The sequence below is a fragment of the Mycobacterium vicinigordonae genome, assembly GCF_013466425.1.
GTDB lineage: Bacteria > Actinomycetota > Actinomycetes > Mycobacteriales > Mycobacteriaceae > Mycobacterium > Mycobacterium vicinigordonae.
Map to the genome: position 1 here is coordinate 4299532 of NZ_CP059165.1, position 13137 is coordinate 4312668.

General features: G+C 64.4%; 7 protein-coding genes, 1 tRNA gene, 1 pseudogene and 1 riboswitch. Of the genes and pseudogenes, 3 read left to right on the top strand and 6 right to left on the bottom strand.

All coding sequences use genetic code 11. From position 1 onward, the window contains the following. Positions 1-49 precede the first annotated feature (49 nt). The 6 genes from ettA to lipQ all read right to left on the bottom strand — a co-directional run bounded on the left by ettA (position 50) and on the right by lipQ (position 9588). Complete coding sequence (gene ettA, locus H0P51_RS19235; protein ID WP_180914498.1) at positions 50-1726, bottom strand: energy-dependent translational throttle protein EttA; 1677 nt, start codon at positions 1724-1726, stop codon at positions 50-52. Between the two features lie 74 nt (positions 1727-1800). Further along, positions 1801-2307 carry a single-stranded DNA-binding protein gene (locus H0P51_RS19240; RefSeq protein WP_180914499.1) on the bottom strand — a complete coding sequence of 169 codons (507 nt, stop codon included), beginning with the start codon at positions 2305-2307 and terminating at the stop codon, positions 1801-1803. 208 nt (positions 2308-2515) lie between these two features. After that, complete coding sequence (locus H0P51_RS19245) at positions 2516-4879, bottom strand: glycerol-3-phosphate 1-O-acyltransferase (protein WP_180914500.1); 2364 nt, start codon at positions 4877-4879, stop codon at positions 2516-2518. An 8-nt stretch (positions 4880-4887) separates the two neighbouring features. Further along, a complete protein-coding gene (locus tag H0P51_RS19250; RefSeq protein ID WP_180914501.1) occupies positions 4888-6699 on the bottom strand; it encodes an HAD-IB family hydrolase/lysophospholipid acyltransferase family protein in 1812 nt (603 codons plus the stop codon). Beyond that, on the bottom strand, positions 6696-8165 hold the full coding sequence (locus tag H0P51_RS19255) for a WS/DGAT/MGAT family O-acyltransferase (RefSeq protein ID WP_180914502.1): 1470 nt from the start codon (positions 8163-8165) through the stop codon (positions 6696-6698). Before H0P51_RS19255 ends, H0P51_RS19250 begins: the two co-directional genes overlap by 4 nt. 163 nt (positions 8166-8328) lie before the next feature. Then, positions 8329-9588 carry an esterase LipQ gene (gene lipQ / locus H0P51_RS19260; RefSeq protein ID WP_180919094.1) on the bottom strand — a complete coding sequence of 420 codons (1260 nt, stop codon included), beginning with the start codon at positions 9586-9588 and terminating at the stop codon, positions 8329-8331. A gap of 187 nt (positions 9589-9775) precedes the next feature. Between lipQ and H0P51_RS19265 the strand changes: the two genes are divergently transcribed. The 3 genes and pseudogenes from H0P51_RS19265 (at position 9776) to H0P51_RS29010 (ending at position 13135) form a co-directional block, all read left to right on the top strand. After that, a tRNA-Arg gene (locus tag H0P51_RS19265) sits at positions 9776-9849 on the top strand. 1190 nt (positions 9850-11039) lie between these two features. After that, positions 11040-11214, top strand: a riboswitch (M-box (ykoK) riboswitch). A gap of 426 nt (positions 11215-11640) precedes the next feature. After that, the gene (locus H0P51_RS19270; RefSeq protein WP_180914503.1) at positions 11641-11940 is read left to right on the top strand and encodes a PE family protein; all 300 of its coding nucleotides are present in this window, start codon (positions 11641-11643) and stop codon (positions 11938-11940) included. A gap of 21 nt (positions 11941-11961) precedes the next feature. Then, positions 11962-13135, top strand: a pseudogene (locus H0P51_RS29010) (PPE family protein, SVP subgroup). Positions 13136-13137 lie beyond the last annotated feature (2 nt).

A 13137-nucleotide genomic window follows, 5' to 3' on the forward strand; every position in this document is an offset into this window, starting at 1 on the left:
CGATTGCTCCCCACTCGCGACGGTTACCTTGCGGTTGGCAGAGCTGACACTAGTCCCGTGTCAGCTTGCGGTGGGTGACCCGGTGCGGCCGCGCCGCTTCGGCGCCGAGGCGCTCCACCTTGTTCTCCTCGTACGCGCCGAAGTTGCCTTCGAACCAGAACCACTTGGCCTCGTTGTCCGCGTCGCCTTCCCAGGCCAGGATGTGCGTGCAGGTTCGGTCCAGGAACCAGCGGTCGTGGGAAATCACCACGGCACAGCCGGGGAAGTTGACCAGCGCGTTTTCCAGCGAACTCAGTGTCTCGACGTCCAGGTCGTTGGTCGGCTCGTCGAGCAGGATCAGGTTTCCGCCCTGTTTGAGCGTCAGGGCCAGGTTGAGCCGGTTGCGCTCGCCCCCGGACAGCACACCCGCCGGTTTCTGCTGATCGGGACCCTTGAACCCGAAGGCCGACACGTAGGCCCGCGATGGCACCTCGGTCTGGCCGACCTCGATGTAGTCCAACCCGTCGGACACCACCTGCCACACGGTTTTCTTCGGGTCGATACCGGAGCGGGACTGGTCGACGTAGCTGAGCTTGACGGTTTCGCCGACCTTGACAGTGCCGCTGTCGGGTTCCTCGAGCCCGACGATGGTTTTGAACAGCGTGGTCTTGCCGACGCCGTTGGGACCGATGACCCCGACGATGCCGTTGCGCGGCAACGTGAAGGACAGGTCCTTGATCAGGGTGCGGCCCTCGAAGCCCTTGTCGAGGTGCTCGACCTCGACAACCACTGAGCCCAGTCGCGGCCCGACCGGAATCTGGATCTCCTCGAAGTCGAGTTTGCGCGTCTTCTCTGCCTCGGAGGCCATTTCCTCGTAGCGCTGCAGGCGCGCCTTGCTCTTGGCCTGTCGCGCCTTGGCGCCCGACCGGACCCACGCCAGCTCCTCTTGGAGGCGCTTTTGCAGCTTGGCGTCCTTGCGACCCTGCACCGCGATGCGCTCGGCCTTCTTCTCCAGATAGGTGGAGTAGTTGCCTTCGTAGGGGTAGGCGCGGCCGCGGTCAAGCTCCAAGATCCATTCGGCGACGTTGTCAAGGAAGTAGCGGTCGTGCGTGACGGCCAGGATGGCGCCGGCGTAGCTGGCCAGGTGTTGCTCGAGCCACTGCACGCTCTCGGCGTCCAGATGGTTGGTCGGCTCGTCGAGCAGCAACAGGTCGGGTTTGGACAGCAGCAGCTTGCACAGCGCGACGCGGCGACGCTCACCGCCGGACAGGTTGCTGACCGGCTCGTCGGGCGGCGGGCAGCGCAACGCGTCCATCGCCTGCTCCAGCTGGGAATCCAGATCCCACGCGTCGGCGTGGTCCAGGTCCTCCTGCAGCCGGCCCATTTCCTCCATCAGTTCATCGGAGTAGTCGGTCGCCATCAGCTCGGCGACCTCGTTGAAGCGGTCCAGTTTGACCTTGATCTCGCCTAGGCCTTCTTCGACGTTGCCCCGAACCGTCTTCTCCTCGTTGAGCGGTGGCTCCTGTAGCAGAATGCCGACCGTCGCGTCGTTGGCCAGGAAGGCGTCACCGTTGTTCGGCTTGTCCAATCCGGCCATGATCCGCAAGACGCTCGACTTTCCGGCCCCGTTGGGGCCGACGACGCCGATCTTGGCGCCGGGGTAGAAGCTCAACGTGACGTCGTCGAGGATCACCTTGTCGCCGTGCGCCTTGCGGACCTTCTTCATCGTGTAGATGAACTCAGCCATGCCGCGGTGTTGCCTTTCTGGTCTTCGAGACGGTCGTGATACCCGCGGACCATCCTATGCATCGCCGCGCAACGCTAGGCCGACAGTGGCAGCGGGCTCCTCGTTTGGGTATCGGCGGGCAGTTCCAACCCGGCCGCATTCCCGTCCAATCCGGCGGCATTCGCGCTGACGAGATCACTGTCGCTTGCGCCCACCTCCGCCGTTGCGAGCCTGGCGACATCCTCCGCGGTGCGACCCGGCGTTTCGACGCGCAGCCGGGACAGGTCCGGACCTACCGACGTCGCCCGCATCTCCACCGAGGAACGTCGATTACCGTCCTTGTCGTCGTATTCGCTGGTGTAGACATGGCCCACCACGATCACCGGCGAGCCTTTGCCTAGCGTGGCGCCCACCCCGGTGACCAACCGGCCCCAGCAGTTCACGGTGATGAACAGGGAGTTGCCCGGCTCCCACCCGCCGTCGCTGGTCCGGCGGCGGGAATTGCTGGCCACCCGAAACTTGATCAGATCCTGGTCGCCGACCTTGCGGCGCTGCAGATCGTTGACGATGTGACCGACGACGGTCAGAGACGTTTCGAACATTGCTCAATTCCTTCCCAGTTCGCCGGGGGATGCTCCCGGCGGCGCTTTCACCTGCGGTCCATTCAGCTCGCGATCACTGACAAACCGTTGGCCGCAGCCGCACTGTCGGGGCCATCTGTGGAGCAATCGACAAGTGTGGACAAAGCGTCCTGCGTCAACAAGCTGCGAGCGCAACACCTTTGCGAAGCCGGACGCCAGCCCGGGGCAGTTACATTTGTGTGCCTAGACGCTGTTGGTGCGCTTTTTTCTCTCGCTCGACGAACCGATTGCGGGCTATCTTCCCGACGTGGTTGAAGTCACGCAGGATGTTGCGCAACTCGCGCCGAAACGCTTCTCGCCGCGCGGCCAGGTCGGGCCCCGGCGCAATCAGGTCCTGGTCGGCAACGACTTGGCGTGCGGTCGCGAACAACAGCGTCGACACCGATTCGCTGCTGCGGACCCGGCCCTGTGCCACATATTGTCGACCAACCCCGAGCGCGAGGTCCGTCAGCTCCTTGGGACCAACGTCGGCAGGGGCATCGCGCAGTACATCGGCGACAATCTCGTAGGCCTCGAAGAACACCCGCAGCATCGCGTCCGACATCAACGGTCGTTTGGCGTAAAGAATTTTTTCGATCTTGTCCCCGCCGGCGGCGACGTGGGATTCCCAATCCTGATGCCAGGCCATCTCTTCGGCGATGTTGGCCCGGAAGGCCGCTGAGTCGGCGAAGTAGAAGTCGAACTTCAGCAGATCACGCAGCCGCATCACCTGCGTCCAGAACGCTTCCACCCGATCCCCGTCGGCGTGCCGGGAGTGCGCCAAGGCCAGTTCGACAATCGAAGTCTCTAGAAACGCGTGAATCACTGAGTTGCGGTAGAAAGCCGCCGCGTGTTCGTCCTCGGGCGCGATGTACCACACCGGTTCTCGGCCACTATCCACTCTGGTCACCGGGTGCCGATTGGACAGCGCGTCGACGGCACCGCGCACGCCGTCTCGCGAGCGCAACCGCAACGCGCTGGTGGACACCGGTGTCTGTTTGCGGTCGAGATAGTCCAGCGAGTCCTGCAGGGTGCGGTGCAGCTGATCCAGGGTCAACGCCGTCCCGCGTGTGGTCAGTAGCAACGCCGACACCAAACCGGTCGCGGTCACCGGTGTCGACTGCAGTATCCGCCAGGCGACCTCAAATGACATCTTTTGCAATGCAAGGCGTTTGGCGGCCTCGTCGTGAGCCAGCGGACCGTTCGGCTCGCCGAGGTACTGTCGCATGGAGACCGCTTCGGGGAAGCGGACGTAGATCTTTCCGTAGTTGCGCTCGCCCTGGGCTTTGATGAAGTTGTACAGCCAGCTGAAACCCTCGGGGGTCTTCTCGGCGCCCTGGGCGTAGGCCGCGTACTCCGCGATCTCGTGCAACTGGTCGAAACAGATCGAAACACCCTGCAGCAGAATGTCATCGCTACGGCCATCCAGGTAGGCGTCGGCTACGTAGCTCAACAGACCGAGTTTGGGTGGCAGCATCTTTCCGGTGCGCGATCGGGTGCCCTCGATGGACCAGCTCAGGTTGAATCGCTTTTCGACGATGTAGCCGACGTATTCCTTGAGGACGTACTTGTACAGCTTGTTGTCACCGATATTGCGCCTGATGAAGATGGTGCCCGACCGGCGCATCAGCGGCCCCATCACCCCGAATGAGAGGTTGATGCCGCCGAACATGTGCACCGGGGGCAATCGGTTGTCCTGCATCGCCACCGGGACAACCGCACCGTCGATGTAGGACCGATGCGAGAACAGCATCACCGCGGGGTGCGCTTCCAACGCGGAACGCATTGCAGCAACCTGATATTCGTCGTAGTCAAACTCCGGGTCGAACCCGCGGCTGAGCAGCTTGCCGAGCACCGAAATGACGTCCACCGACGCCTGGCTCCATCCGGTCGCCAGCTCGTCGAGCATCTTGCCGGCTTCCTCGACGGTCGCGCCGGGGATGGATTCAAGTCCGGACCGGAAACGGGCCGACGCCAACATCTCCGGTTTGACCAACCGAGGCGACTTGTATTGCGGTCCAAGGATTCGGTATTCGGCGCGAGCCAAGGCCAGCAGTGCGCGCCGCGTGACGAACTGGGCGAATTCTTGCGGGCTTTCGGCCACCGTGGTCTCGTGCCATTGCTGGCGCAGTTCAGACATTTTAGCCGACTCGCCCGCCACCACTCGTGCCCGCCACGGCTCGGTACGCAGGATGCGGCGCTGCTGACGCTGATTCGGGTGGTAAGGGTCTTGGCCCGGAAGTAGCGCGGCCAATTTAGCCACCTTGCCGCGGTTGGCGGCCGGCAGCCAAAACACCCGCACCGGCACGATCGCGCGGTCTTCGTGCTGTTGCGCACCGGCTTCGAGCTTTTCCACCAGAGCGGTCAGCGCCCCCGGTGGCGCGCTGCCGGCCGGCAGCTTCAGGACGTCGAACGTGGTCCCCGGGCAGCGTGCACGCTGCTGGCGCAGCCACTCCATGACCAGTTCCATCTCGATCGGAGTGTCCATGGAGGCAAGGACCAGCGCGTCCTCATCGGTAAGGACTGCGCTGGTGTCGGCGGCCGGCTTGGTCACGGCCGCCCTCAGGGCCTAGCACCCGGCGAGTCGGCAGCCGACTGCTGATCCGGGTTGGAGCGCTGCGTCTCAACGCTTTTGGGTTCGACGGTGGACTCGTGCGCGGTAAGGTCGGGCGTAGGTTTCGGCGCGGCCTTGGCCGGCGCCTTCTTGGCCGCAGCCTTTTTCGCGGGAGCCTTCTTCGCGGGAGCCTTTTTCGCTGAAGCTTTCTTAGCCGGAACCTTCTTAGCCGCAGCCTTTCTCGCAGGATCCTTCTTGGCCGGAACCTTCTTAGCCGCAGCCTTTTTCGCGGGAGCCTTCTTAGCCGGCTTCTTTGCGGAATACAGATCAACCTCAGGCAGCTCGCCAACCGGCCAGTCGGCCAGCGTATCGAGGTAGAGCTGGCGGATCTCGGCGATGCGGTCAGGCAGGGTGTCAAGGGTCCAGTCGTCGACCGGGATCGGCGGGAACACCGCCACGTCGACCGTGCCCGGGTTCAGTGTGGTGGAATTGCGTGAAGCGATGATCTCGGCGTTGCGAATCACGATGGGAACAACGGGGATTCCCGCCGACATCGCAATCCGGAACGGCCCCTTCTTGAACGGCCCCACTCCGGTGGTGTCCAACCGGGTGCCCTCGGGCGCGATCACGATGGACAGGCCGTTGCGGGCGCGGTCTTCGACCGCGTGCAGGGTCTCCACCGCCGAGTTCACGTCGTCACGGTCGATGAACACCCCGTCGAGCAACTTGCCCAGGGTGCCCATGATCGGGTCGCGCTCCAATTCTTTCTTGCCTACACCCACCCAGTTGTCTTTGACCAGCGCGCCGGAAATGACCGGATCGACCTGGTTGCGATGGTTGAAAATGAATACCGCCGGACGTTGTGCCGTCAGGTTCTCTCGGCCCAGCACGTTGAGGTGCACGCCGCAGGTCGTCAGCAACAGTTGGGAGAAATTCGAGGTGAAGAAATTCACTCCGCGCCGTCGGTTGCGGGTCAGCAAGCCCAGCCCAACCGCGCCGGCGGCCACCGGCACCATCGAACCGAATCCGGCCAACGTACGGATCTGGCGTCGCAGCCCCACCCCGCCGCGGCTGTCGAACTTCAGGATCGGCCAGCCGCGCTTCTTGGCTACGGCGGCCATCTTGCCCTCGGGGTTGGTCGGCCGCGGATTACCGACCAAGTACATCAGGGCGACATCCTCGTCGCCGTCGGCGTAGAAGTAGCTGTCCTTCAGGTCGATGTCGTGCTCGGCGGCAAACCGTTGCACTGCAGCAGCTTTGCCCGGCCCCCACAGGATCGGTTTCAACACACTGCCGGTGAGGATCCCGTCCTCGTTGGTCTCGAACTTGTTGGTCAACGTGTTCGTGATGCCGAGAAATCGGGCCACCGGGTTGACCTGGATCGTCAGCGCCGACGAACTCAGCACCACGGTGTGGCCGCGAGCCACATGGGCGCGCACCAGCTCCCGCATCTCGGGGTAGATCCGGGACTCGATGCGCTGGTTGAACAACCGCTCCCCGATCTCGTCCAGGTCAGTCAGCAAGCGTCCGGCCAAGGCCATCGACGCCTTGCTGATCAGGTCCTCGAACTCGATGCGACCCAGTGAGTGATTCAGCGCGCCCTGCACCATGCTGAGCAGCTCGCCCACCCCCATGTCGCGGCGGCGCAGCCGCTCCTGGGTGAGGATCACCGCGGTGAAGCCGGCCACCAGCGTGCCATCCAGGTCGAAGAATGCCCCGACCTTTGGCCCGGGCGGGCTGGCCATGATCTCGGCTACCGAACCCGGCAACCGCAGATCCTTGGAGTGCGGACCCGCGTCCTTCTCGTCGGCGGCGCTCATGAGCCCGACACCGATCGCGTCGCCGCCGGTCCGGCGACGAACGATGCGGCTACAGCGCGTGGCGGCGGATCACCGGCGAGCGCCAGAATTTCGTCGAAAGCCTCCAACAGGCACTGCGCGAACAAGTCATCCTTTCGTATCGACGCTCGGTCGTAGCGCGCGGTAATGGTGCACCAGCCACCGCGGGAGATCAGCACAACCATCATCGCCACGCCGGGCAACGGACCGATACCGTACTGCCGCAACACTTTTGCACCGGCAATGTACGTGTCGCCCGGATAGACGGGGACGTTGCTGGCCTGCACGTCTGAACCCACCACCGAGCCGGTGATGCCTTCGAGCACTGCGGTCGGCAGCACACTAAGCACCGGCGCGACGGACCCGATGATGTTCATCGCGGGTTCGTCGCGACGCTGGGTCATCTGTGCTCTGATCTTCTTGATCCGAGCCACCGGGTCCACGGTGCCGATCGGGGCCGCCAGGTTGACACCGGTGAAGTTATTGCCGCCGGCGCCGTCTCCTTCAGAGCGCAGGTTCACCGGGACCGCCATCGGCAAAGTCTTGATCGGCACACCGAGGGCCTCGTGGTAGCGGCGCAGCGCTCCGCACACACCGGCCAGATAGGCGTCGTTAATGGAGCCGCCAGCGGCCTTGGCCGCTTTGTGCAGATCGGAAAGCCGGATGTCGATAGCCTCGGTGCGACTGGTTAGGCTGCGCCGTCGCAGCAGCGGCGAAGGTTCGGCAGCCCGATTAAGTACGCGCGCACCGGAAGTGGCGTAACCGACGATGCCCGAGATGGTGGACACCGGGTCCAGTACCGCCCGTCCGGCCGCGGACACCGCCCCGGAGAGCGCCCCCAGTGCGCTACCGACGATCGCGATGGGCAGGTGGTTGAAGCCTTCGCGCATGAGGTCGTTGGGGCTCAGATCCTGCGGGATGGGTTGCGGCGGCTCCGGCCGCTCCGGCGGGTCGCGCTCCAGGTCGTAGATTTCGGCGAACATCTCGACGCTGCCCACCCCGTCGGTGACCGCGTGGCTCAGGTGCAGCAGTGTCGCGGCCTTGCCGTCCGGCAGGCCCTCGACCAACGTCGCCGTCCACAGCGGACGCGAAATGTCCAGCGGCGACTGCAGCATCACCTCGGCCAAGTCGAAGACCTCGCGCAGCGTACCCGGTTCGGTGACGCGGACCCGCCGCACGTGGAAATCAAGGTTGAAATCGGGGTCGACCACCCAGCGCGGCGCGGCTGTCGGCAGGGTGGGCACCACCACTTTTTGCCGCAGCCGCAACACCTTTCGGGAGGCGTGCTCGAAGCGGGTGCGGAAGCGGTCCCAATCGGGGGTGGTGTCCAGCAGCTCCAGCGCCATGATTCCCGAGCGCGTCCGCGGATTCGCCTCCCCCCGGTGCAACAGATAGTCGACGGGTCCCAGTTCGTCCGACAACCCGAGCGCGCCGCCGGACTCAGCCATGGTTACAACCCTCCGGGCGCCGGACACCTCGACACATCACCGCTGATCGACCCTCCTGCTCTCAGCCCAGTGACCCACAATGCCCACCCAACGCTAGTCCGGTTCATCCGGTGGTGAAAGTGAGGATCGGCTGTGCGCGGTTGACCCTGCGACGCGACCTAGATCAGCTGGCCGGGGAGGCCGTCAATGCGAACGAGCTCAGCTCGGCGCTGTCCCGACGGGCGTAGACCACACCAAGGAAGTCGGCGACGGCGTCAGCGGCAAGCCGGGACCGGACCGTCGGGGTGATGTCGAACGCGTGATGCGCGTTGGCCAGCTCGGCGTAGGTGACTGTGGCCGCTCCGGCACCGCGCAATGCCGCGCAGAACGCTCTGGCCTGTCCGTTGGGCACCAGTTCGTCACGCTCACCGTGCAGCACGAAAAATGGCGGGGCCTCACTGTGCACGTAGGAGATCGGCGATGCGGCGACGAAGCGTTCCGGCTCCTCTTCGAAGCGGGCCTTCATCACGAACTGCTCCAAGAAGGGCAGCATCATCTCGTGCATGTTGTCGAAGTCGGTGAAGTCGTAGACGCCGTAGTAAGGCGCAACTGCCTGGACGGTGGTGTCGGCACGCTCGAAGCCCGGCTGAAACATCGGATCGTTCGGGGTCAGCGCGGCGAGCGAGGCAAGATGGCCACCCGCCGAGCCGCCGGTGATGGCGATGAAGTCAGAGTCGCCGCCGTAGTCGCCGATGTTCTCACGGACCCAGGCGATGGCCCGCTTGACGTCGATTATGTGGGCGGGGAACTTGGCGCGCGGGCTCTTGCTGTAGTTGATCGATACGCAGATCCAGCCGAGTTCGACCATCCGGCTCATCAACGTGTAGGCCTGCGGGCGCTTGCCGTTGACGCTCCACGCGCCGCCGGGCACCTGGATCAGCACCGGTGCCCGATGCCCGGGGGCCAGGTCGGAACGGCGCCAGACGTCCAGCAGGTGCTCGTTACCGCCGGGACCGTAGGAAATATTCGACGTCTTGGCCGCATAGCGGCGATGCGGGCCGGGCTTGGGCTTGAGCAGCAGGCCACGCCGCGGCAACACCGATCGGTTGGTAGTCGGGTGAGAAACCTGGTCACGGAAGTCAGCCCCGAAGGCATGCTCAAGTGCGGCGTTCAGCGCCTCGCCGGCACGCTGGGCGGCCCAGCTGGCACCCACCCGGTTGATCGACGGCGGCGCGACCCGGGTCAACGCGTGCCCGGTGACGACGTGCGGCGGGAATTCGGTGGCCAACCAGCCGGCGACCCACCCCACTGCGAAAGGGGATCCGCGCAGCAAGAATGCGCCCGCCCGGTAGGTGTCCTTGGCGTCAGCCGCGAGCTGCGCGCCCTGGCGCAACACCTCGGCGCTCGCGCGCGAGCACCGCGAAGTCACACTGGCCATGTACATAACAGAGCCCACCCCTCGACGTCAGGCACACGCCTCGTTGCGGTTAACGACCGATGACCGGCCGATGTTGTACGTGTGTCGAGGCTCACACCATAACCGATCTACAGTCTGTCTAAACGCATATTCCATCGGTTGTGTCGCCTGTGCCGCTTCATTTTTCGCGGTTGGCTACACTGACCTGCGCATTGCCTCCGTAGCTCAGGTGGATAGAGCAAGGGCCTTCTAATCCCTAGGTCGCACGTTCGAGTCGTGCCGGGGGCACTGGTCAGAGGGTGTATTTAGCCTGACTGAATAGATCGATCCATCGTTTATTCATCGCCTCCTTCTTGCGGAAGCTAACGAGCAACCGCCGACGCGCTAGACCGAGACTCGTCTGCTCCGGTGTAGTAGTAGGTGCTCCGGTGTAGTTGTAAGCGCGGACCCGAGCGGCGTCTGCATGCGTTCGGCATCTAGGCGCAGCATTCTCAAGCAACCGCGGGAGTCAGCAGACGGCAATCTCGAGGTCCCACGTTCGAGTGGCGCTCGGGGGCGCTGGACAGTGGCGCTCGGGGAAGCTGGACAGTGGCGCTCGCCGGGCTTCGCCGACAACTCTTCCGCGCGGAGCTTCCCCGCGAGCGTCCCCGAATGTGCGGCCGAACGGCGCCTTGACCGCCATTCTGGGGCCGCTCGCGCGGGCGGTGCCAGATGCCCGAATTTTTACCGGGCGTTTGTAGGCGCGAACCAGGCGGTCACGTCGATCGGCGAATGCGGCAATGGTCGGCAGGCGCTCTGAGCATCACTACGAGCTGGCCAGGGTTCTGGGCGGGGTCCAGCGCAGTCCCGCCGAACATCCTGGAGCTATCACGCGAGCGTCCCCGAATGTGCGGTCAAACGGCGTCTTGACCGCCATTTTCGGGACGCTCGCGCAGATCGGGCTCGGGATGCCCACCGCCAAGAACTGAGAACCCAGCATCGTCGACCGGAAAAGGCGCACTATGGGTGGGGGCTTTGACAGCCGGCCGCTGATCCTGTCGGTCGCGAACGTCTCAATCGGTCACGAACGCCGCGACCGGCTTCATACGCCAACAACGCTAATAGCTCTTTCGCATTGACCGCCGGGATGCCAACTTTCTGTGTTTCCCAAAACCTCTCGCATTGACGGGTTTTCGGGCCTCATCGATCCAGGGGCCCGGATGGCACGCCACGCGGCGAATACGTCGACGGAGTATGACGGGAAGCTAACTGTCAGAACACTCACAGCAGATTGGCACCTGCCTCGCCACGCGGCCGCCGCCCTTCCGCCCTGCCCCGCCACAGGACCCGAAATCCAATCCTGAAGCGCCAGAACCGAACAAATCTGAGCTTCTAGACTGACGCCGCGAAGGCGCCCAAGCGGCCATACGGTGAACTCCGACGACCAAGCGCCACAGCTCGCTTGACTCGACAACCGGACAGTGCCACCATGGCCTACGCAAGCACCTCGCTAGGTGAGGCGTCTGCACGGACACAGGCCACTGACCTCGAACGTCGAAAGACGCCCCGGGTCAGGACAGCTCTTCCCGGCTTAAGGGTTGAGCCCAAGTGGCTTCCGGCTCGACCAGCCGGATACGCCGTGTGGTGCCAAAGCTCTGACGAGAGGGGTGCCGCGCCCAGGCATTTCAGACTTGGGAGCATCTCCCCATTGTGCAGGAAATTGGCATCCCCGCATGCCGCGGCCGTGAGGAGGTGAGGCGGAAAATGAGTCCCGACGATAGTCCGTATCCGAGACCGGCGACTGTTTCCCTGCGCCCGCCTCGGCTATTCCTCGCACCCGAAATCGGCTGACCCGAAGGCCAATTCCGCACGTAAGTGCGACGATGGGTCACCTTGGCGTGCGCCGGAAATCAGCCACGCAGTAAAGCAACACCTGGGCGAAGCCCGATGTCGCCTGCCATTCGGCGAACCGACGCGTCGACTATGCGCGCCGCTCACATATGCACAGTTGGATTCGCTAAGCGCGGATTTGAGCGGCCAACAGCGACGAAAAGCGACCAAAACATCTCTACTGCACCAATATTCGTTGGGAGAAATCCGATGTCCTTTGTCACTGCACAGCCCGAATCCCTGGCCGCCGCTGCCGGTCGCCTGCAGCAGATCGGCTCGACGCTGACAGCCCAGCACGCCGCCACGGCGACGCCGCTGACCGGCGTGATGCCCGCAGCTGCCGACGAGGTGTCCATTTTGACGGCGGCCAAGTTCGCCACGCACGCCCAGACTTTTCAGTCCATCAGCGCCCAGGCCGCGGCGATGCATCAGCTGTTGGTGGCCACTTTGGAGACCAGCGCCGGATCATATGCAGCTACCGAAGCGTCCAACGCGGCGGCCGCCCGCTGAGCACCCGAGGGGGGACCAGTGATCGATTTCGCGGCATTGCCGCCAGAAATTAACTCGGCCAGAATGTATTCCGGCCCCGGGTCGGGACCGATGATGGCCGCCGCCTCGGCCTGGAACACCATCGCCACCGAAATGCGTTCCGCAGCATCCTCCTACGGCTCGGTGGTCGCTGAGCTCTCCGGGGAGAGTTGGTTTGGACCAGCGTCGACTTCGATGCTGGCCGCTGCGCTTCCGTACCTGGACTGGTTGAACACCACGGCAACTCAGGCCGAGCAGGCCGGCAACCAGGCGACCGCGGCAGCGACCGCGTTTGAGACCGCGTTCACCATGACGGTTCCGCCAGTGGCCGTTGCGGCCAACCGTGCCGAACTCGCCATGCTCGTGGCCACGAACGTCTTCGGCCAGAACACACCGGCGATCGCGGCCACCGAAGCCCAGTACGCGGAGATGTGGGCGCAAGACGCCGCCACGATGAACGGCTACGCCAGCATCTCCGACGTTGCGTCGGCGTTAATGCCATTCACCTCACCGCAGTCCACGACCACTCCTGACGGCCCGGCCGAGCAAGCCAGCGCCGTGACCCAAGCTGCCCAAACACCCACGGGCACTGCGCAGTCGATATTGTCGTCGGTACCGTCCAGCGTTGGCGGTGGGTCGACCGCCGGATCGGTAACAACGTCACTTACCGGTCTGCTGAACGGTTCGGACAACTCGGCGCTGGGCACATTCTTGAGTGGCAATTTCGCCAGCACAGCACTACTGAACGGTACGATCGCGGGTGGACCTTTCAACCCGCAGTTCATCCTGCAAACCGTAGCGGGCTTTTACCCCCAGGCTTGCGTCGAGCCTGGGTTGGAGGCAGCCCCCCCGGGCAATGGCGGAGCTGCGGTCGGCCACGCTGAGTTCGACAGAAATGAGTGGACTGGGCGCCGGTGCCTCAGCTGAGATGGGCGACGCACGCTTGGTGGGAAGCCTGTCGGTGCCGTCCAGTTGGACGTCCGCGTCCAACATTGCCCCCGCTGGAACTGCCTTGCCCGCCACCGGTCTCGGTGATATCGGGTCAAGCGCGGGAGGACCGGGCGGACCGGGCGCCTACGCCGGCCCGATGGTGGGCACCGGCAGACGCGTCAGGCGTGCCATTCCCAAATACGGCTTCCGTCCAGTCGTAATGCCACGTCCGCCGGCCGCCGGTTAACG